The organism is Aquamicrobium sp. NLF2-7 (assembly GCF_022359935.1).
GTDB classification, from domain to species: Bacteria; Pseudomonadota; Alphaproteobacteria; order Rhizobiales; family Rhizobiaceae; genus Mesorhizobium; species Mesorhizobium lusatiense.
Window position 1 is genome coordinate 414,836 of the sequence record NZ_JAKSED010000001.1, and the last position, 20,345, is coordinate 435,180.

22 protein-coding genes are annotated in these 20,345 nt (G+C 61.1%); 16 read left to right on the top strand and 6 right to left on the bottom strand.

Annotation, left to right across the window (positions count from 1 at the left end):
* Nucleotides 1-44: 44 nt before the first annotated feature.
* The 9 genes from rpsE (at nt 45) to rplQ (ending at nt 6,101) form a co-directional block, all read left to right on the top strand.
* Nucleotides 45-614, top strand: a complete 570-nt coding sequence (gene rpsE, locus MIC97_RS02060; protein ID WP_183829795.1) for a 30S ribosomal protein S5 — start codon at nt 45-47, stop codon at nt 612-614.
* Nucleotides 615-639: 25 nt separating this feature from the next.
* Nucleotides 640-837 (top strand): 50S ribosomal protein L30, encoded by a 198-nt coding sequence (rpmD, locus tag MIC97_RS02065; protein ID WP_183829798.1) that lies wholly within the window; start codon nt 640-642, stop codon nt 835-837.
* A 22-nt stretch (nt 838-859) separates the two neighbouring features.
* Complete coding sequence (rplO, locus tag MIC97_RS02070; protein ID WP_183829801.1) at nt 860-1,333, top strand: 50S ribosomal protein L15; 474 nt, start codon at nt 860-862, stop codon at nt 1,331-1,333.
* 128 nt (nt 1,334-1,461) lie between these two features.
* Nucleotides 1,462-2,802, top strand: coding sequence for a preprotein translocase subunit SecY (gene secY / locus MIC97_RS02075; RefSeq protein ID WP_239798645.1), 1,341 nt, complete (start codon nt 1,462-1,464; stop codon nt 2,800-2,802).
* Entirely contained in the window at nt 2,799-3,389 is a 591-nt protein-coding gene (locus tag MIC97_RS02080; RefSeq protein ID WP_239798646.1) for an adenylate kinase, read from the top strand. Before secY ends, MIC97_RS02080 begins: the two co-directional genes overlap by 4 nt.
* A 189-nt stretch (nt 3,390-3,578) precedes the next feature.
* Nucleotides 3,579-3,947: a 30S ribosomal protein S13 gene (gene rpsM, locus MIC97_RS02085; protein ID WP_035032425.1), complete on the top strand. Its 369-nt coding sequence runs from the start codon at nt 3,579-3,581 to the stop codon at nt 3,945-3,947.
* A 120-nt stretch (nt 3,948-4,067) separates the two neighbouring features.
* Nucleotides 4,068-4,457, top strand: coding sequence for a 30S ribosomal protein S11 (gene rpsK / locus MIC97_RS02090; protein ID WP_018427863.1), 390 nt, complete (start codon nt 4,068-4,070; stop codon nt 4,455-4,457).
* 98 nt (nt 4,458-4,555) lie between these two features.
* Nucleotides 4,556-5,566 carry a DNA-directed RNA polymerase subunit alpha gene (locus MIC97_RS02095; RefSeq protein ID WP_239798647.1) on the top strand — a complete coding sequence of 337 codons (1,011 nt, stop codon included), beginning with the start codon at nt 4,556-4,558 and terminating at the stop codon, nt 5,564-5,566.
* A gap of 106 nt (nt 5,567-5,672) precedes the next feature.
* The gene (rplQ, locus tag MIC97_RS02100; protein ID WP_239798648.1) at nt 5,673-6,101 is read left to right on the top strand and encodes a 50S ribosomal protein L17; all 429 of its coding nucleotides are present in this window, start codon (nt 5,673-5,675) and stop codon (nt 6,099-6,101) included.
* Between the two features lie 81 nt (nt 6,102-6,182).
* Here the strand turns inward: rplQ and msrQ are convergent, their stop codons facing one another.
* Nucleotides 6,183-6,824 carry a protein-methionine-sulfoxide reductase heme-binding subunit MsrQ gene (gene msrQ / locus MIC97_RS02105; protein ID WP_239798649.1) on the bottom strand — a complete coding sequence of 214 codons (642 nt, stop codon included), beginning with the start codon at nt 6,822-6,824 and terminating at the stop codon, nt 6,183-6,185.
* On the bottom strand, nt 6,824-7,765 hold the full coding sequence (gene msrP, locus MIC97_RS02110) for a protein-methionine-sulfoxide reductase catalytic subunit MsrP (protein ID WP_239798650.1): 942 nt from the start codon (nt 7,763-7,765) through the stop codon (nt 6,824-6,826). The genes msrQ and msrP overlap by 1 nt, the downstream gene beginning before the upstream one ends.
* Nucleotides 7,766-8,056: 291 nt before the next feature.
* Here msrP and MIC97_RS02115 point away from each other — a divergent pair, with 291 nt between their 5' ends.
* The 5 genes from MIC97_RS02115 (at nt 8,057) to MIC97_RS02135 (ending at nt 14,883) form a co-directional block, all read left to right on the top strand.
* Nucleotides 8,057-9,541 (top strand): DegQ family serine endoprotease, encoded by a 1,485-nt coding sequence (locus MIC97_RS02115; protein WP_239798651.1) that lies wholly within the window; start codon nt 8,057-8,059, stop codon nt 9,539-9,541.
* A 10-nt stretch (nt 9,542-9,551) separates the two neighbouring features.
* On the top strand, nt 9,552-10,859 hold the full coding sequence (locus MIC97_RS02120; protein WP_239798652.1) for a replication-associated recombination protein A: 1,308 nt from the start codon (nt 9,552-9,554) through the stop codon (nt 10,857-10,859).
* A gap of 84 nt (nt 10,860-10,943) precedes the next feature.
* A complete protein-coding gene (locus tag MIC97_RS02125) occupies nt 10,944-11,927 on the top strand; it encodes an RluA family pseudouridine synthase (protein WP_239798653.1) in 984 nt (327 codons plus the stop codon).
* A gap of 32 nt (nt 11,928-11,959) precedes the next feature.
* Nucleotides 11,960-12,748 (top strand): ATP12 family protein, encoded by a 789-nt coding sequence (locus MIC97_RS02130; protein WP_239801003.1) that lies wholly within the window; start codon nt 11,960-11,962, stop codon nt 12,746-12,748.
* A gap of 245 nt (nt 12,749-12,993) precedes the next feature.
* Entirely contained in the window at nt 12,994-14,883 is a 1,890-nt protein-coding gene (locus tag MIC97_RS02135) for an MFS transporter (RefSeq protein WP_239798654.1), read from the top strand.
* 88 nt (nt 14,884-14,971) lie between these two features.
* Here the strand turns inward: MIC97_RS02135 and MIC97_RS02140 are convergent, their stop codons facing one another.
* The 3 genes from MIC97_RS02140 to MIC97_RS02150 form a co-directional block, all read right to left on the bottom strand.
* On the bottom strand, nt 14,972-15,349 hold the full coding sequence (locus tag MIC97_RS02140; RefSeq protein ID WP_239798655.1) for an MliC family protein: 378 nt from the start codon (nt 15,347-15,349) through the stop codon (nt 14,972-14,974).
* Between the two features lie 115 nt (nt 15,350-15,464).
* Entirely contained in the window at nt 15,465-15,668 is a 204-nt protein-coding gene (locus MIC97_RS02145) for a hypothetical protein (RefSeq protein WP_239798656.1), read from the bottom strand.
* A gap of 70 nt (nt 15,669-15,738) precedes the next feature.
* The gene (locus tag MIC97_RS02150) at nt 15,739-16,368 is read right to left on the bottom strand and encodes a MarC family protein (RefSeq protein ID WP_183829840.1); all 630 of its coding nucleotides are present in this window, start codon (nt 16,366-16,368) and stop codon (nt 15,739-15,741) included.
* Nucleotides 16,369-16,609: 241 nt separating this feature from the next.
* On the opposite strand from MIC97_RS02150, the gene gyrA reads away from it, so the two are divergent.
* A complete protein-coding gene (gyrA, locus tag MIC97_RS02155) occupies nt 16,610-19,456 on the top strand; it encodes a DNA gyrase subunit A (RefSeq protein WP_239798657.1) in 2,847 nt (948 codons plus the stop codon).
* 46 nt (nt 19,457-19,502) lie between these two features.
* Here gyrA and MIC97_RS02160 read toward each other — a convergent pair whose 3' ends face one another.
* Complete coding sequence (locus MIC97_RS02160) at nt 19,503-19,649, bottom strand: hypothetical protein (RefSeq protein ID WP_239798658.1); 147 nt, start codon at nt 19,647-19,649, stop codon at nt 19,503-19,505.
* A 190-nt stretch (nt 19,650-19,839) separates the two neighbouring features.
* On the opposite strand from MIC97_RS02160, the gene coaD reads away from it, so the two are divergent.
* Entirely contained in the window at nt 19,840-20,340 is a 501-nt protein-coding gene (gene coaD, locus MIC97_RS02165; RefSeq protein WP_183829846.1) for a pantetheine-phosphate adenylyltransferase, read from the top strand.
* Nucleotides 20,341-20,345 lie beyond the last annotated feature (5 nt).

Consider the following 20,345-nt stretch of genomic DNA (forward strand, 5'->3'; position numbering starts at 1 on the left):
CATTTCAGCAATCCGTGCTTCCGGAAAAAAACAAGGATCAGGATATGGCACAGGAACGTAGGGAAGGTGGCCGCGAGCGCGGTCGCGACCGTGAAGAGCGCGACGACGGCATCGTCGACAAGCTGGTTCACATCAATCGCGTTGCCAAGGTGGTCAAGGGTGGTCGTCGCTTCGGCTTCGCAGCTCTCGTCGTCGTCGGCGACCAGAAGGGCCGCGTCGGCTTCGGTCACGGCAAGGCACGCGAAGTGCCGGAAGCCATCCGCAAGGCAACCGAATCTGCCAAGCGCGACATGATCTTCGTGCCGCTGCGCTCGGGTCGTACGCTTCACCATGATGTTGAAGGCCGTCACGGCGCTGGCCGCGTGCTTCTGCGCACCGCCAAGCAGGGTACCGGTATCATCGCCGGTGGTCCGATGCGCGCTGTCTTCGAGACGCTCGGCATGCATGACGTGGTCGCCAAGTCGATGGGGTCCTCGAACCCCTACAACATGATTCGCGCCACTTTCGACGCCCTGAAGAAGCAGCTTCATCCGAAGGATGTCGCCGCTGCCCGTGGCATCAAGTATTCGACCCTCCAGGCTCGTCGCGGTACTGCCGTGGCTGCCGAGGAATAGTCGGCGCTGACGAGGGATCATCATCATGGCAAAAACAGCTACCAAGACCGTCACTGTTGAGCAGATTGGTTCGCCGATCCGCCGTCCGAAGGAGCAGCGTGCCACGCTGGTCGGCCTCGGCCTCAACAAGATGCACAAGAAGAGCACGCTGGAGGATACGCCTTCGGTGCGTGGCATGATCGCCGCCGTCTCGCATCTCGTCCGCGTTGTGGACGAGGGCTGAGCTACAGCGCAGGAGACCTGACATGAAACTCAATGAATTGCGTGATAACGAAGGCGCGACGCCTTCGAAGAAGCGCGTGGGCCGTGGCATCGGCTCGGGCCTCGGCAAGACCGGTGGTCGCGGCGTCAAGGGTCAGAAGTCGCGCTCTGGCGTGGCCATCAACGGCTTCGAGGGTGGCCAGATGCCGCTCTATCGCCGTCTGCCCAAGCGCGGCTTCAAGAACATCTTCGCGAAGAGCTACTCCGTAGTTTCTCTCGAGCGCATCCAGACGGCAATCGATGCCGGCAAGCTCGATGCCAAGGAAGTGGTGACGGCTGACGTGCTGGTGAAGGCCGGCGTCGTGCGTCGCGTCAAGGACGGTGTTCGCATTCTGTCCGGCGGCGAGCTGAAGGCCAAGGTTGCCTTCGACGTTGCTGGCGCTTCCAAGGCCGCGGTCGAGAAGATCGAGAAGGCCGGCGGCTCCATCAAGCTGCCCGAAGTGGCGGCTGCCGAATAATTTCGGAATAATGAAGCGGCCGCGTCAATGCGGCCGCTTGCATCTTGGCTGCGCCGGGCCTATCTCGGGTCTTCGGTGATACGCGCCGCCCGAAGCGGGCCCCCGCGTCGTCCTGCGGAGAATTTTGCATGGCTTCGGCTGCTGAACAACTGGCATCCAATCTCAATTTTGCGGCCTTCGCCAAGGCCGAAGATCTCAAGAAGCGCATCTGGTTTACGCTCGGTGCGCTCTTTGTGTATCGTCTGGGCACCTATATTCCGCTGCCCGGAATCAACCCCGACGCTTTTGCGCAGGCTTTCCAGCAGCAGAGCGGCGGCGTTCTTGGCATGTTCAACATGTTTGCCGGCGGTGCCGTCGAGCGCATGGCGATCTTCGCGCTGGGCATCATGCCCTACATTTCCGCGTCGATCATCATGCAGCTGATGACGTCCGTCGTTCCTACGCTCGAAGCCCTCAAGAAGGAAGGCGAGCAGGGGCGCAAGATCATCAATCAGTACACCCGTTACGGCACTGTTCTGCTGGCACTGGTTCAGTCCTATGGCATCGCCGTCGGACTTCAGGGCGGCAACAACATCGTTTCGAATCCGGGGCTGTTCTTCCAGATTTCGACTGTCATCACTCTGACGGGCGGCACCATGTTCCTGATGTGGCTGGGTGAGCAGATCACCGCACGCGGCATCGGCAACGGTATTTCGCTCATCATCTTTGCGGGCATTGTGGCGGGCCTTCCGCATGCCATCAGCGGTACGCTGGAATTGAGCCGTACCGGCGCGTTGTCTACCGGGCTCGTGCTTGCCATCATGGTTCTGGCGGTTGCGGTAATTGCCATCATCGTGTTCGTCGAGCGTGCCCAGCGCCGGCTGCTGATCCAGTATCCGAAGCGTCAGGTCGGCAACCGCATGTTCCAGGGCGACACGTCGCACCTGCCGCTGAAGCTCAACACCGCAGGCGTCATCCCGCCGATTTTTGCGTCGTCGCTGCTGCTGCTGCCGGCAACGCTCGCCGGTTTCTCCAATACGCAGAACCTGCCTTCATGGGCGTCGACCATTCTGACGGCGCTCGGTCACGGTCAGCCCATCTACATGTTCCTGTATGGCGCGATGATCGTGTTCTTCGCCTTTTTCTATACGGCTATCGTCTTCAATCCCAAGGAAACGGCTGACCAGCTGAAGAAGCATTCAGGCTTCATTCCCGGCTATCGTCCCGGCGAGCGGACCGCTGAGTACATCGACTATGTGCTCACCCGCATCACCGTGATCGGCGCCATCTATCTGGTCGCCATCTGCCTTATGCCGGAATATCTGATTGCGGCGACTGGCGTTCCTTTCTACCTCGGCGGCACCTCGCTTCTCATCGTGGTCAGCGTGACGCTTGATACTGTGGCTCAGGTTCAGGGACACCTGATCGCTCATCAGTACGAGGGACTGATCAAGAAGTCGAAGCTGCGTGGAGGTAAGAGGGGAAGATGAGGCTTATACTGCTGGGCCCGCCGGGGGCGGGCAAGGGGACCCAGGCACAGAGGCTGGTCAGCAAATACGGTATTCCGCAGCTGTCCACTGGCGACATGCTCCGTGCTGCCGTCGCTGCCCAGACGCCGGTTGGCCAGAAGGCCAAGGCGGTCATGGATGCCGGCGAGCTGGTTTCGGATGCGATCGTCAATGCGATCGTTGCCGAGCGCATAGACCAGCCGGATTGCGCCAGAGGTTTCATCCTCGATGGCTATCCGCGTACGCTCGCACAGGCCGATGCGGTCGAGGCGATGCTGAAGGAGCGCGGCCAGAAGCTTGATTCGGTGATTGAGCTGGTGGTTGATGATGGTGCCCTGGTGGGCCGTATCGTCAGGCGCGCGGAAGAGGCCAAAGCCGCCGGACAGCCGGTGCGCAAGGACGATAATCCGGAAGTGTTCGAGGAACGCCTGCGCGAATATTACAAGAAAACCGCTCCTCTGATCGGTTATTACCATGCCAAGGGCATGCTCAGGGGCGTCGATGGCATGGCGTCCATGGACGAGGTAACCGCGCAGATCGAGGCGTTGCTGCCCGAGACAGTCGGTTAACTATTAAGATTTTCACTTGACGTAAGCCGTCATGTGAAGTATGGCGACCCCTCATTCCCACAAGGCGTGAGGTGGGCGTGCCTCTTTGGCATGTTCGCTTGTTTGACTACCCCGCAGGGGCCGGCCTCCACCGGACGCGGGTAAATGCAACAGTGCCGGCTCAGCCTGGCCCACATGGAGAACTGGAAGATGGCTCGTATAGCCGGTGTAAATATTCCGACCAACAAGCGCGTCGTTATCGCGCTCCAGTACATTCACGGCATTGGCAAGAAGTTCGCTCAGGAAATCGTCGACAAGGTCGGCATTCCGGCCGAGCGCCGCGTGAACCAGCTCACCGACGCTGAAGTTCTGGCGATCCGCGAGACCATCGACCGCGACTATCAGGTCGAAGGCGATCTGCGCCGCGAAGTTTCGATGAACATCAAGCGCCTGATGGATCTGGGCTGCTACCGCGGTCTGCGTCACCGTCGTTCGCTGCCGGTTCGCGGCCAGCGCACGCACACCAATGCGCGCACCCGCAAGGGCCCTGCCAAGGCGATCGCCGGCAAGAAGAAGTAATTTTTGGAATGTGCGGGGCAGGGCGGCATCGGATGATGCTGTCCTGCGTCATATCCGCACCGCTTCAAAGGTGTAGCCGCTGGCATTACGGCGGTGCAGAGATCAACTGAAAGGACAAAAATGGCCAAGGAAGCCGCACGCGTTCGTCGTCGCGAACGTAAAAATATTTCGTCGGGTGTCGCTCACGTCAACTCGACCTTCAACAACACCATGATCACCATCTCCGACGCTCAGGGCAATGCGATTGCCTGGTCGTCGGCTGGCGCCCAGGGCTTCAAGGGTTCGCGCAAGTCGACCCCGTTCGCTGCCCAGATGGCTGCCGAGGATGCCGCCAAGAAGGCGCAGGAACATGGCATGCGTACGCTGGAAGTCGAGGTTTGCGGTCCGGGTTCGGGTCGTGAGTCGGCTCTTCGCGCGCTTCAGGCTGCCGGTTTCACCATCACCTCGATCCGTGATGTGACGCCGATTCCGCACAATGGCTGCCGCCCGCGCAAGAAGCGTCGCGTCTGACTTTTTTCTCTCTGCTTGAGCGCCCTTCGGGCGCTTTTGCGGTTTTCCAGATCGCCCACCACGATTGGATGGTGGTGGGGTAGCGGAAGGAATAGAATATGATCCAGAAAAACTGGCAAGAACTGATCAAGCCGAACAAGGTCGAGTTCTCGTCAAAGAGCAAGACGGTAACCACGCTGGTTGCCGAGCCTCTGGAGCGCGGTTTCGGTCTCACGCTGGGCAATGCCCTTCGTCGGGTGCTGCTGTCGTCGCTGCGCGGCGCGGCCGTCACTGCCGTGCAGATCGACGGCGTTCTTCACGAGTTCTCGTCTATTGCCGGTGTTCGCGAAGATGTCACCGACATCGTCCTGAACATCAAGGAAATCGCCATCAAGATGGAAGGCGAAGGCCCCAAGCGCATGGTTGTGCGCAAGCAGGGTCCGGGCACCGTCACCGCCGGCGACATCCAGACTGTCGGCGACGTCGAGATCCTGAACCCCGACCACGTGATCTGCACGCTGGACGAGGGTGCGGAAATCCGCATGGAGTTCACGGTCGACACCGGCAAGGGCTATGTTCCTGCCGAGCGCAACCGGGCCGAGGACGCCCCGATCGGTCTCATCCCGGTCGACAGCCTCTACTCCCCGGTCAAGAAGGTCTCCTACAAGGTCGAGAACACCCGCCACGGCGAGGAGCTCGACAAGGACAAGCTCACCATGACCATCGAAACCGATGGTTCGGTGTCCGGCGAGGACGCAGTGGCATTCGCTGCCCGCATCCTGCAGGACCAGCTTGCCCTGTTCGTCAACTTCGAGGAGCCGCAGAAGGAAGCCGCCGCCGAGCAGGTGACGGAACTCGCCTTCAATCCGGCGCTTCTGAAGAAGGTGGACGAGCTGGAGCTTTCGGTCCGTTCGGCCAACTGCCTGAAGAACGACAACATCGTCTACATCGGCGACCTGATCCAGAAGACCGAGGCGGAAATGCTCCGTACCCCGAACTTCGGCCGCAAGTCGCTGAACGAGATCAAGGAAGTTCTGGCTTCCATGGGGCTGCACCTCGGAATGGAGGTTCAGGACTGGCCGCCGGAGAACATCGAAGATCTCGCCAAGCGTTACGAAGACCAGTACTGAGCCTGAATAGAGCATGGTACCGAGGACCGGATATTCCGGTCCGACGGCCATGCGGAAAACCATCGGAGGCCGTGGCCTCCTGAACAGCTAAAGAAGGAAAAGAGCCATGCGCCACGGTTTCAAAGGCCGTCGTTTCTCCCGCAGTGCAAGCCATCGCAAGTCGATGCTCGCGAACCTTTCTGTTTCGCTCCTTGAGCACGAGCAGATCGTCACCACGCTGCCGAAGGCGAAGGACCTGCGTCCGATCGTCGAGAAGCTGGTCACCCTCGGCAAGCGCGGCGACCTGCATGCCCGCCGTCAGGTGATCGCTCAGATCGGCAACGAAGACGTCGTGAAGCGTCTGTTCGATACCATCGCTCCGCGCTATGCCAACCGCAACGGCGGCTATCTGCGCATCATGAAGGCCGGCTTCCGCCGCGGCGACAACGCTCCGCTGGCCGTAATTGAGTTCGTCGAGCGCGACACCTCGGCCAAGGGCGCTGCCGACCGCGTCCGCCTGGAAGCCGAAGCTGCTGCCGAGGCCGAAACAGCCTGATTTTCAGGTGCATCTGGTTAATTGAAAAAGGCCGGGAGAGTGATCTCCCGGCCTTTTTTGTATTTCGCAGGCCGCTCCGTTTCATGCCGGCCTTTCAGGTGCGCGCCGGCTGCGCTTACGAGCGTTGAAATAGGGACGCAACGGTCTCCACGCCAGCAGCAGCGCAATGATTGCGATGTAAATCCATTGCTGCGGCCCCACGATCTTCACCGACATCGCATAGTGCAGCGCGCCGGCAGCAGCAGTGACATAAACCAGCCGGTGCAATTTGCCCCAGCGCGAGCCCATCTTGCGGATCGACCAGTTGTTGGAGGTGAGCGCCAGCGGCACCAGCATCAGCAGGCCCGCCATGCCGATGGTGATGAAGGGCCGCCGGGTAATATCCTCGACGATCGCCGCGACATTCAGGAACTGGTCGAGCACCATGTAGGTCGTGAAGTGCATCAGCACATACCAGAACGCCAGCAAACCGAGCGCACGCCTGTAGCGCAACAGGTTGATGCCGGACAGGTCGCGCAACGGTGTGACCGCCAGCGTGGCGATGAGGAAACGCAGCGCCCACAAGCCCAGAAGGTGCTCGAATTCCTTGACGGGATTTCCCGGCAACCGGCCTGTGGCGCCTAGCCAGAAGCTCCATGCCGCAGGAAGGAGGCCGAGCAGGTAGACCATCCATATCGATGCCTTGCGCAGGCGCGGCGACAACCCTGCCGGAAGCCCGGCCATCAGAAATTGGCTTCCAGATCCATGCCGGCATAAAGATCGGCAACATCTGCGCCATAACCATTGAAGGGCAGGGTGGGGCGCCGGTTCGCTCCGAAGAAGCCGCTTTCGCCGATGCGTATTTCGCTTGCCTGGCTCCAGCGCGGGTGATCGACCGCCGGATTGACGTTGGCGAGGAAGCCGTATTCATGCGGCGCCAGAATATTCCAGCTGGTCGGCGGCTGCTTGTCGGTCAGCGTGATGCGCACGATCGACTTGATGCCCTTGAAGCCATATTTCCACGGCACGACAAGGCGCACGGGCGCGCCGTTCTGATTGGGCAATGTCTTGCCGTAGAGGCCGAGCGCCAGAATCGTCAGCGGATGGCGTGCCTCGTCGAGCCGCAGGCCTTCGACATAGGGCCAGTCGATAGACTGGAAATAACCGCTCTGGCCGGGCATCTGATCCGGCCGCACCACCGTCTCGAACGCGACATATCTGGCCGAGCCGAGAGGCTCGACCTTGTCGAGAAGGGCCGACAGGGGAAATCCCGTCCATGGAATGACCATGGACCATGCTTCCACGCAGCGCATGCGATAGATACGCTCCTCAAGCGGGAAGGCCAGAAGATCGTCCAGCCCGAATTCGCGGGGCTTTGCCACCATTCCCTCAACGCTGATGGTCCACGGCGTCGGCTCGAATTTACCCGATCTGGATTTCGGATCGCCTTTCCCGAGGCCAAACTCATAGAAATTGTTGTAGGAAGTGATGTCATCTTCCGACGTCAGCTTCTCGTCTGTCGAGAAAGCGCTCTCACTCGCCGTGAGCGGTTTTGCCATGGCGGGCAAGGTTGCACCGAAGGCGAGCAGTCCGGCGGCACCGGCAAGGAAACGCCGCCGATCCAGAAATGCGGCTTCCGGCGTGATTTCCCTGTTTGCGATCCGGAGGGAAGAATAGGCAGGCATTGGCGTTGCCTCTCTGGCGTTGTCCTTGTCGCGATTTCAACTATATAACGCCCGCATGGCATGGTTTCGACCATGACGACGGCTTCTGCCGGCCACATTTTCGTGTATGCGCGGGCGATGACTGCCCGCTGGTGTAATGAAACGGAAAGTGCCGGACGGTCGGGGAATTGCCGGGTTTCGGGAAATCTTTTCCAGATGCCTTGAAGGGGGCGGGAATTCAGGCTTATCAGGCCTTTCATTCAGCACAATCATCACCACAATAAGCAGTGATATTGCCCGGAGGATTCGTCCATGGTCGCCAAGCGCTTCAGCCTAGCTTTCATAGGCGCTCTGTCTTTGCTTCTCGCCGCACCTTCCGTGCCTTACGCGATTTCGCAGGAAAAGAAGGAGTCTCCCGGGCTCTCGGAAGTCCTGACTGATCTTCTGCAGGGATCGGGGGGTGGCGAGAACAGTGGTCCCGATCGCCGGGTGCCCTTCGGCCGCGATGAAGTGCAACTGTCCTACGCGCCGCTGGTCCGGCAGACCGCGACGGCCGTTGTCAACGTCTATGCCTCCCAGACCGCGCGCGTGCGCTCGCCCTTCGATGGTGACCCCTTCTTCGAGCAGTTCTTCGGCCGCTCCATGCCGCGCTCGCAATCCTCGCTCGGGTCCGGCGTTCTCGTCGATGAGGCGGGCTTCATCGTCACCAATTTCCATGTGATCAAGGATGCGGACGAGGTGAAGGTGGCCATGTCCGATGGCCGCGAGTTCTCGAGCAAGGTGCTGCTCAAGGATGAGTCGCTCGACCTCGCTGTCCTGAAGATCGATTCCGACAAGCCGTTTCCGGTGATCGCGATCGGCGATTCCGACGCGTTGCAGGTCGGCGACCTCGTGCTTGCCATCGGCAATCCGTTCGGCGTCGGCCAGACGACGACCTCTGGCATCGTCTCCGCGCTGGCGCGCAGCCACATCGGCATTTCCGATTCCGGCTTCTTCATCCAGACCGATGCAGCCATCAATCCGGGCAATTCCGGTGGCGGCCTCATCAACATGGGCGGCCAGCTTGTGGGCATCAACACGGCGATCTACAGCCGCAGCGGCGGATCAATCGGCATCGGCTTCGCCATTCCCTCCAACATGGTGCGCGCGTTCGTGGAGGCGGCCAAGGCCGGTCGCGATTTCTTCGAGCGTCCCTATATCGGCGCGACTTTCGAGGCGGTCACCCCCCAGATCGCGGAATCGCTCGGAATGGAAACGCCGTATGGTGCTCTGGTTTCCGCGGTCGAGGCCGGAGGGCCCTCGGAAGTGGCCGGACTTCGACCGGGCGACGTGGTGCTGAGCTTCAACGGCGCCCGCATTGAAGGTGTCGATGCGCTCGGCTACCGTCTGGCAACGCAGCCGATCGGTACGCAATCTCAGCTCGGCGTCCTCAGCAAGGGCGAGGAAAAGACAGTCGACATCGCCTTGCAGCGCGCGCCGGAAGGTGCGTCGGTGGCACAGGTGCAGTTGCGCGGCCGCAGCCCCTTTGCCGGCGCCAAGGTGGCGGAACTGTCACCACGCCTCGCCCAGCGTCTCGGCATGAACGCCGACATCAAGGGTGTGGCTGTCGTCGAGGTCGATCGCAATTCACCGGCCGGTGATTTCGGCCTCAGGCCGGGTGACATCGTGCGCGAGGTCAACGGCCAGACCATCGACAGCGCGCGCAAGCTGTCCGACGCATCGCAGCAGAACGCGCGCTGGTGGCGGTTCACCATCGAACGCAACGGCCAGCTCATGCGCCAGGTGCTGCGGTACTGAGACGGCGCAGATGGCTGACCTGTTCGGTTCCGCAACGCCCGAGGCAACTCCGCCCGGCCAGCCGCTGGCTGACCGTTTGCGGCCGAAAACGCTGGCCGAGGTTGTGGGGCAGGAGCATCTGACCGGGCCGGACGGTGCGTTGTCGCGCATGATCCGCTCCGGTTCGCTGGGCTCGATGATCTTCTGGGGACCTCCGGGAACGGGCAAGACCACGGTCGCCCGCCTGCTGGCAGGCGAGACAAGCCTCGCCTTCGAGCAGATATCTGCGATCTTCACCGGGGTCGCCGACCTAAAGAAAGTGTTCGAGACGGCGCGCCTGCGCCGTTCCAACGGTCGCCAGACCCTGCTCTTCGTCGACGAGATTCATCGCTTCAACCGCGCCCAGCAGGACAGTTTTCTGCCTGTCATGGAGGACGGCACCGTCATTCTGGTGGGGGCCACGACCGAGAATCCGTCTTTTGAGCTGAATGCGGCTCTGCTTTCCCGCGCCCGCGTGCTCACCTTCCGGTCTCTGGACAAGGACAGCATCGCCAAGCTTCTTTCCCGTGCCGAGGAAACGGAAGGCAAGCCGTTGCCGCTCGACGAGGAGGCGAGGGCGGCGCTCATCCGCATGGCGGACGGCGACGGACGCGCGTCGCTCACCCTTTCCGAGGAAGTGTGGCGGTCAGCGGGACCGGGCGAGGTGTTCGATGCGGAAACCCTGCTGAACGTGGTGCAGCGGCGCGCCCCGATCTACGACAAGGGGCAGGACGGGCATTACAACCTGATCTCCGCCCTGCACAAATCGGTGCGTGGTTCCGATCCTGATGCCGCGCTCTATTATCTGGCCCGCATGTTCGATGCCGGCGAGGACCCGCTCTTTCTCGGCCGCCGGCTGGTGCGCATGGCGGTGGAAGACATCGGGCTCGCCGATCCGCAGGCGCTGGTGGTCTGCAACGCCGCCAAGGATGCCTATGATTTTCTGGGCTCCCCGGAGGGCGAACTGGCGCTGGCGCAGGCCTGCGTCTATCTCGCCACCGCCCCGAAATCGAATGCGGTCTACACCGCCTACAAGGCATCGATGCGTGCCGCGAAGGAGTTCGGTTCCCTTCTGCCGCCCCGGCACATTCTGAATGCACCGACAAAGCTGATGAAGGAAGAAAGCTACGGCGCCGGCTACCGCTACGACCACGACGAGCCGGACGCTTTTTCGGGGCAGGACTATTTTCCGGAAAAGATGGGCCGAAAGACGTTTTACGATCCCCCCGAGCGCGGTTTCGAGCGCGAAATCAGGAAACGCCTTGAATACTGGGCGAAGCTGCGCAAGGAACGCGGCTGATACAATAAATCCCCGATGTGGCAAGGCCGCTCGCAAAAGCGGGCGCTTGGTGCTATCTGGCGGCCGGGATCAATGGACAGGCTCATGGCAGGCGTAGAACAGATAACGGTTGAGGCCGGTGAGGCCGGCATGCGGCTCGACCGCTGGTTCAAGGCTCACTATCCGGGGCTGGGTTTCGGCCATCTGCAGAAACTGCTGCGCTCCGGGCAGGTTCGGGTCAATGGCGGCCGCGCCAAGGCCGATACGCGCGTCGAGCCGGGCCATGTCATCCGCATTCCGCCGCTTGAGGTGGATCGCAAGGCCAGCGAGCACATGACCGGCCATTCCATCCGCAATCAGGATGATGGCGATGTTCTGGCCCGCATGCTGCTGCATGAAGACCCGAAGGTCTATGTCTTCAACAAGCCGGCCGGCCTTGCCGTGCAGGGCGGTTCGGGCGTGACCCGCAATGTCGACGACATGCTGGAAGCACTGCGCAACAAGAAGGGCGAGAAGCCGCGCCTTGTCCATCGGCTCGACCGGGACACGTCCGGCGTGCTCGTGGTGGCGCGCACGCGTCTGGCGGCGATGAAGCTGTCGGAATCGTTCCGTCATCGCGAGACGAAGAAGACCTACTGGGCACTGGTGAAAGGCGTTCCGCCGAAGCGCGAGGACAAGATTTCCACGTGGCTGATCAAGGAGCAGACACCGGATGGCGACCGTATGCGGGTGGCCAGACATGGCGAGAAGGGCTCCGATCACGCGGTGAGCTTCTACCGTGTCGTCGAGCAGGCGGCACAGTCGCTGTCATGGCTGGAAATGGAGCCCTATACGGGCCGCACTCACCAGCTGCGTGTGCATGCGGCCCATATCGGCTGCCCGATCATCGGCGATCCGAAATATTTCGAAGCTGACACCAACTGGGATTTCCCCGGCGGGATGCAGAACCGTTTGCATCTGCATGCGCGGCGCATCGTCATTCCGCACCCTGACGGTGGCCGCATCGACGTGACCGCGCCCATGCCGCAACATATGCGCCAGAGCTGGAATTTGCTCGGCTTTGACGAGCAGAATGCCGAGGACGAGTAATGGGTTCACCGGATAAGGGCGGGAAGCCGGATATGCGCGATGTGCTGAAAGACGTTGAAAACAACATTCAGCTGTCGGATCCCGATCCGGTCAAACGCGCCCAGATACAGATGCGCACCCCTTTGCCGAAGCGGTTCTACAAGCAGGTCGCCGTTGTGCAGGATGGTGAGAACTTCGCGGTTCATCTTGACGGCAAGCCCGTGCGCACGCCCGGCAAAAACCTGCTCGCATTGCCGACCGAAGCGGCAGCGAAGCTGGTGGCGCAGGAGTTCGAAGAGCAGACCGAAGTCATCGATCCGATGCAGATGCCGGTCCTGAGGCTGGTCAACACGGCGATTGATGGCGTGGCCACCGATCCGCAGGCGGTGCTGGAGGATATTCTCCGCTTCGCCTCGACCGACATGCTTTGCTATCGCGCGGAAGGCCCGGAAAGCCTTGTCGAAAGACAGAACACTCATTGGGATCCGGTTCTGGACTGGGTTCAGACGGGTGTGGGCGCGCGTTTCAATCTTGCCGAAGGCGTCATGCATGTCGAGCAGCCGCGCGAGTCGATTGCGGTGCTGGGCGCATGGCTGGCGCGCCGCAATGATCCCTTTCGGCTGGCCGGCCTGCATGTCATGACATCGCTGACCGGTTCGGCCTTGCTGGCACTGGCGGTTGAAGCCGATGAGATCGAATCGGAAGCCGCCTGGCTGGCAGCCCATGTCGATGAAGACTGGCAGATCGCCCAGTGGGGGCAGGATGCCGAGGCCGTGGCGCGACGCGCGCAGCGGCACCATGATTTCGTCGCTGCCGTGAAACTTCTCGACAGTCTCGACTGATCCAGCAGCGGAAAACTTTTTTGCGACAGGAACTTGCCGGGCGCGCATGACGCGGCGCGCGAAATCGGCCGTTCGTCGCTTTGCCGGATATATTAGACGAAAGTCATAATCCGAAAGCACTGGTGCCGTTTGCCACGGCTTTCTGTCACTTTTTTGCATATGGCGCTCGGCTGAAGTCGGCGCCTTTTTGCCTCTTACCGGCGACAGGAGGGTCGCCAGGGAGGCAGCAAAGAGGAGGACCCCCAATGGCAATGGCATCAACCGCCGGCGGTTCGAGCCGCGGCATGACACGGGAGGAGAAGAAGGTCATTTTTGCCTCTTCTCTCGGCACCGTCTTCGAATGGTACGATTTCTATCTCTACGGGTCTCTGGCCGTGTTCATCGGCTCTACCTTCTTCAGCCCGGCTATCCCTGAAGCAACCCGCAACATTTTCGCTCTGCTCGCTTTCGCTGCCGGCTTTCTCGTGCGCCCCTTCGGCGCGCTGGTGTTCGGCCGCCTTGGTGATCTCGTCGGCCGCAAATATACCTTCCTCGTCACCATGATCATCATGGGGCTTTCGACGTTTCTGGTCGGCATCCTGCCGGGATATGCGAGCTGGGGCATGGCCGCGCCGATCATCCTGATCGTTCTGCGCATGCTTCAGGGCCTTGCGCTGGGCGGCGAATATGGTGGTGCCGCCACCTATGTCGCCGAGCACGCGCCCGACGACCGGCGCGGCTTCTACACCTCGTGGATCCAGACCACGGCAACGCTCGGCCTGTTCCTGTCGCTGATCGTGATCCTGCTGGTGCAGGCCTCGCTGAGCGCCGAGAGCTATGCCGCATGGGGCTGGCGCATTCCGTTCATCGTCTCCTTCCTGCTGCTGGGCGTGTCCATATGGATCCGGCTGTCACTTTCGGAATCACCGACTTTCAAGCGCATGAAGGCTGAGGGCAAGACCTCGAAGGCGCCGCTCTCGGAGGCTTTCGGCCAGTGGAAAAACGCGAAGATCGCTCTGCTGGCGCTGCTGGGTCTCACCGCCGGGCAGGCCGTGGTGTGGTACAACGGCCAGTTCTACGCGCTGTTCTTCCTCACCAATGTGCTGAAGGTCGATGCGTGGTCGGTGAACATCATGATCGCGATTGCGCTCGCCGTCGGTTCGATCTTCTTCGTCGTGTTCGGCTGGCTTTCCGACAAGATCGGCCGCAAGCCGATCATCATGGCGGGCTTCGTGCTGGCGATCCTCACCACCTTCCCGCTGTTCAAGGCGCTGACATGGGCGGCAAACCCGACGCTTGCGGCCGCTCAGCAGAACATGCGTGCAACCGTGACCGCCGCACCGGGCGACTGCCGGTTCCAGTTCAATCCGGTCGGTACCGCCAAGTTCACCACATCCTGCGACATCGCCACATCGTTCCTCACCCGCAACTCGGTGCCGTATGACGTGGTGGCGACAGCCGCGCCGGGCACGGCAGCCACCGTTACGATCGGTGATGAAACGGTCGGGTCGTTCGATGCCATTGCCGCCGGCGCCGATGCCAAGGCAAAGGAAACGGCCTTCCAGAAGGGCGTCAACATCGCGCTGCAGGATGGCGGTTATCCGCTGCGGCGTGCAGCCAGCGTGGTGGCCGACCAGAAACTGGATGCCTTCGTCGCAGCCAATCCTGAACTCAATCTGGATGCGGCGGCCGTGCGCAATGGTGACAAGAAGACCATTCCGGTCGAGCAGGCGATCACAGACAAGGTGATCACTGCCGAGGAAGCTGCCGGCGCCACCGAGATAACGGCCTACAGCATTCCTAACTCGGGTGCGTTCACCATGTATGCCGACCCCGACAAGGTGAACTGGCCGCTGACGATCGGCATCCTGTTCATCCTCGTCCTCTATGTGACGATGGTTTACGGGCCGATCGCCGCGATTCTGGTCGAAATGTTCCCGACCCGCATCCGCTACACCGGCATGTCGTTGCCCTATCATATCGGCAATGGCTGGTTCGGTGGCCTGTTGCCGGCAACCGTGTTCGCGCTGAGTGCCTATAAGGGTGATATCTACTTCGGCCTCTGGTACCCGGTGGCGATTGCGGCGATGTCGCTGATCGTCGGCCTGCTGTTCGTCAAGGACACGCTTGGAACGAACCTGTCCGCCAACGACTGATCAGCTTCCCTCCAAAAATGAAACCGCCCCGTTTTGTGACGGGGCGGTTTTTTGTTTCCGGGTAGAAAATGCCTGCGATGCTTTTCTGCTATTCGGAAGCCGAAGTGCACTCGAGCAGGGGTTTTGCGTCTTCACCGGCAGTCAGGTCGCGCAATGTGGCGTCGTCGCCCTTCGACCACCATTCATACTGGCCTGCTGCGTAGCGGGCTCCCGAAGCGGCTATCACCGAGGCAAAGACGGTGGATTTTCCCTCGACCGGCAGGATGGCGAGGAAGTTCGGATCCGCATTCACATAGCTGACCGAAAGGGTCTCGCTTCCGCATGTGTAGGTAACAGTGTTGACGCTCGCTTCACCGGAGGCCTCGAGCGGGAGCGTGATGTGGGGCTGGGCCTGCTGGGCGTGTGCAGGCGCGGAGACCACACAGGCGACAAGCCCGGCGGCGGCGATGAGGCGAAGATGATGCATGTCTGGCTCCTGCTCATGATGCAATGCAGCCAAGTTCAACATCGCGTGGAAATCGGGGTCAAGCACAAGGAACCGATTTTACCGATCGCGCGCCTTACTGTCGGGCAGCTCTTAATCAGTTGCTGGTGGCGATGACGGCTCCAAGCGCCGCGCCGCCAAGCCCGCCGACAACGGCTCCCCCGGTTCCGCCGACTGCGGCGCCTGCAAGTGCGCCCGAACCCGCACCGATGGCAGCGCCGCTGGCTGTGCGCATGGCCTGCGAGGAGCCGCACCCTGACAGCGACGCAACGGCGATGGCGATGATCAGAAACCTGCTCATGACGATTCTCCGGAAAGAATGATTTTCCGAAACTCGGGAATGAGGGTTAAGATTTGATTGAGCCAGCCTGTCAGCCGGCGATGAGGGCTTTCACGCCATCAGCCACGAATTGCACGGCCAGCGCCGCCAGAATGACGCCCAGCAGGCGCGTGAGGATCGAGCGTCCGGTTTCGCCCAGAATGCGGTCGATGCGTTCAGCCAGCAGAAACACCAGATAGGTGACGGCAAGGCACAGGAAGATGATGCCGACAAGCGCTGCCTGTCCGGCAAAGCCCTGAAACGAACCCGACAGAAGCACGGTGGCGGAGATCGCGCCGGGGCCGGCGATCAGGGGAATGGCGAGCGGGAAGGCGGCGATGTTGTGGATGTGGTCGCGGGTTATGGCAACGTCGGAAATCTTTTCCTTGCGGTCGTTGCGCTTCTCGAAAACCATCTCGAAGGCAATGAAGAAAAGCAGGAATCCGCCGGCGACGCGGAATGCCGCCAGCGTGATGCCGAAGACGGAGAGGATGGAAGAGCCCGCGACTGCGAAAAGCGCCAGCAGGGCAAAGCCGATCACGCTGGCGCGGACGGACACCTGTTTGCGCTGGGCGCGGTTCATGTTGCTCGTTACAGCCAGGAATATCGGCGCCAGTCCGGGCGGATCTATCGTTACAAGCAGTGTAACGAACGCATTGAAAAGGCTGTCGAAATTCGGCATTGGCACATGTCCCCTGTCGTTTCAGGCTAACGCAACGCGGCCGCTGGCGCCAGTGGCGGGGCGGCGTATTCGGGGGGATGGTTCCGCGCTTGCAGGCGACTGGTTTGCCGATTTTCTCCAAAAACCCATATCCATTTGAAATAACGTGGAAAATCAGTTCTGGAAAAGATCGCTGGCTGTTGGAGAATTGAGGGTCGATCCTATATAAGGGAAGAATGATTCCCAGAATGTGTGACCTGATTTGACCGACAAAGATACACCGCGCGGTGCCGACGGCGATCCGACTGGCATCGAACCGATTTCCATCGTCGAGGAGATGCAGCGCTCCTATCTCGATTACGCCATGAGCGTGATCGTCAGCCGCGCTCTGCCTGACGTTCGCGACGGCCTCAAGCCTGTCCATCGCCGCATCCTCTACGCGTCTCATGAAAGCGGCTATCACTGGAACCGCAAATATGTGAAGTCGGCCCGCCCGGTGGCCGACGTGATGGGTAAATACCATCCGCATGGCGATGCCTCGATCTACGACGCCCTGGTGCGCATGGCACAGGACTGGTCGATGAGCGTGCCGCTGATCGACGGGCAGGGCAATTTCGGCTCCATCGACGGCGATCCGCCGGCGGCCATGCGCTATACCGAAGCGCGCCTTGCGAAGGTCGCTCACGAGCTTCTGGAAGATATCGACAAGGACACTGTCGATTTCCAGGATACCTATGACGCCTCCGGTCAGGAGCCGCGCGTTATTCCCGCCCGTTTTCCGAACCTGCTGGTCAACGGCTCGGGCGGTATCGCGGTCGGCATGGCCACGAACATCCCGCCGCACAATCTGGCTGAGGTCTGTAACGGCGCCATCGCCGTTATCGATAATCCCGCCATCGACCTGACGGACCTGATGGAGATCATTCCCGGTCCGGATTTCCCAACGGGAGGTATCGTCCTTGGCCGTTCGGGCATCTACAATGCCTATTCGACCGGCCGTGGGTCCATCGTGATGCGCGGCAAGGTCGATATCGAGCCTATGCGCGGTGATCGCGAAGCCATCGTCATCACCGAGGTTCCCTATCAGGTGAACAAGGCTTCGATGATCGAGAAGATGGCCGAACTGGTGCGCGACAAGCGCATCGAGGGCATCTCCGATATTCGCGATGAGAGCGATCGTCAGGGATATCGCGTGGTCGTCGAGCTGAAGCGCGACGCCAATGCCGAGGTGATCCTCAACCAGCTCTATCGCTATACGCCTCTGCAAACCTCGTTTGGCGCCAATGTGGTGGCGCTGAACGGCGGCAAACCGGAGGTCATGACGCTCATCGACATGCTGAAGGCCTTCGCGACATTCCGCGAGGACGTGATCAGCCGCCGCACGAAATATCTGCTGCGGAAGGCGCGCGACAGGGCTCATGTGCTGGTTGGCCTGGCGATCGCAGTGGCCAATATCGATGAAGTCATCAAGCTGATCCGCCACGCGCCCGATCCGCAGACGGCGCGTGAGCAGCTGATGGAGCGCCGCTGGCCGGCGGCGGATGTGGAATCGCTGATCCATCTGATCGACGATCCGCGCCACCGCATCAACGAGGACGGCACCTACAACCTCTCCGAGGAACAGGCCCGCGCCATTCTCGAACTGCGCCTGCAGCGACTGACCGCGCTTGGACGTGACGAGATCGCTGATGAGCTGAACACCATTGGCGAGGAAATTCGCGACTATCTGGACATCCTGTCCTCGCGGGCCCGCATCCAGCAGATCGTCAAGGATGAGCTGATCGCCGTTCGTGACGAGTTCGGCGTGCCGCGCCGTACGGAGCTTGCCGATGGCGGCGCCGATATGGATGACGAGGACCTTATCCAGCGTGAGGATATGGTCGTTACCGTCAGCCATTCCGGGTACATCAAGCGCGTCCCGCTGTCGCTCTACCGGGCGCAGCGTCGCGGCGGCAAGGGCCGCTCCGGCATGTCGACCAAGGACGAGGATTTCGTCACCCGGCTGTTCGTGGCCAACACGCACACCCCGGTGCTATTCTTCTCGTCACGCGGCATCGTCTACAAGGAAAAGGTGTGGCGCCTGCCCATCGGCAGCCCGCAATCGCGCGGAAAGGCGCTCATCAACATGCTGCCGTTGCAGCAGGGCGAGCGCATCACCACCATCATGCCGCTGCCCGAGGACGAGGCAAGCTGGGGTGAGCTGGATGTGATGTTCGCCACCACCCGTGGCACCGTGCGCCGCAACAAGCTGTCCGACTTCGTCGACGTCAAGCGCAATGGCAAGATCGCCATGAAGCTGGATGAGGGCGACGAAATTCTGGGCGTCGAGACCTGCACCGAGAATGACGACGTGCTGCTGACGGTTGCGTCGGGGCAGTGCATCCGCTTCTCCGTCTCGGATGTGCGCGTCTTCGCCGGTCGCAATTCGGTCGGCGTGCGCGGCATATCGATGGCGGAAGGCGATCGCGCCATTTCCATGACGATCATCGAGCATGTGGATGCAAGCCCCGCCGAGCGCGCCGCTTATCTCAAGCGTGCTGCCGTCGAGCGGCGTTTGTTATCCGGCAATGGTGATGACGAGGAAATTGCGCTCACCAACGAGGAAGTTGGCGAGGATGCGCAGATCGATGATGAGCGCTATGAGTTCCTGAAGGCGCACGAACAGTTCGTGCTCACCGTAACGGAATTCGGCTATGGCAAGCGCTCTTCGTCTTACGATTTCCGGCTGACCAATCGTGGCGGCAAGGGCATTCGTGCCACCGACGTCTCGAAGGTTGACGAAATCGGCCGGCTTGTCGCGACATTCCCCGTGGGTAATGATGACCAGATCATGCTGGTTTCCGATGGCGGTACGGTGATCCGCGTGCCCGTCCACGGCATTCGCTTCGCCAGCCGCGCCACCAAGGGAGTTACCATCTTCAACACCGCCGAAGGCGAGAAGGTGGTTTCCGTCGAGCGGATTTCCGAACCGGGATCTGACGAGGACGAAAACGGCGACGCCGAAACTGATGCCGTCAATGGCGGCGAAGGTGCTGACGCAGCCGGCGACATTTCGGCAACTTCCGAAGGCCCGGCAATTTCTGATGGCGGTGAGCCGCAGGCGGAATGATCCGCAGCGGCTCGTGCCGGCTCAGCACCAGCGCTCCTGCGCCTCCCTACATCTGGTAGGGATTGCGCGGGCGCAGCGGAAAGCCGGCAGAGCGGCGTTGTGAGCGGTTGCGTTCAGCTTCCTGATGCAGCCCGAAAACTGTGGCTATCAGCATCGCGATAGTCATGGCGGCTGCGAGCATGTAGATAATCATGATCGTGTCTCCTGTAACCTGAACGCGTGACTGTGGTTTTGGTTTCATCCTGATTGTTCTGCTTAAGTTCGGTGATTCGCCTTGAACGGCTTCTGACATGCATGTTCATTCTGCATTCATGTGCGCCAAACCCATTTGAGGAAGCCAATGCGTTGCGTTCGGCTCCGGCTGTCTCTAGAAGCAATCTGCCATGACTGAACGTATCGCCATCTATGCCGGTTCCTTCGACCCGCTCACCAACGGCCATCTGGACGTGCTGAAAGCGTCGCTTGCGATTGCCGATAAGGTTTATGCCGCCATAGGCATTCACCCGGGCAAGAAGCCGCTGTTCTCGTTCGAAGAGCGCGTCGATCTGATCAGCTCGGTTGCACGCCATGAACTGGGCAGTGACAGCGAGCGCATTTCCGTCGTCTCGTTCGACGGGCTGGTGGTGGAGGCCGCGCGCCGTCTCGGGGCCTCGATCATGATTCGCGGCCTGCGCGACGGCACGGATCTCGACTACGAGATGCAGATGGCCGGCATGAACGAAGTCATGGCGCCGGATCTTCAGACCATCTTTCTGCCGGCAAGTCCTTCGGTGCGAACCATTACCGCCACACTCGTGCGGCAGATCGCTGCCATGGGCGGTAACATCGAGCCGTTCGTGCCCGCTGCGGTCGTCTCACCTCTGATCGCCAAATTCGCGAAATAGCTGGA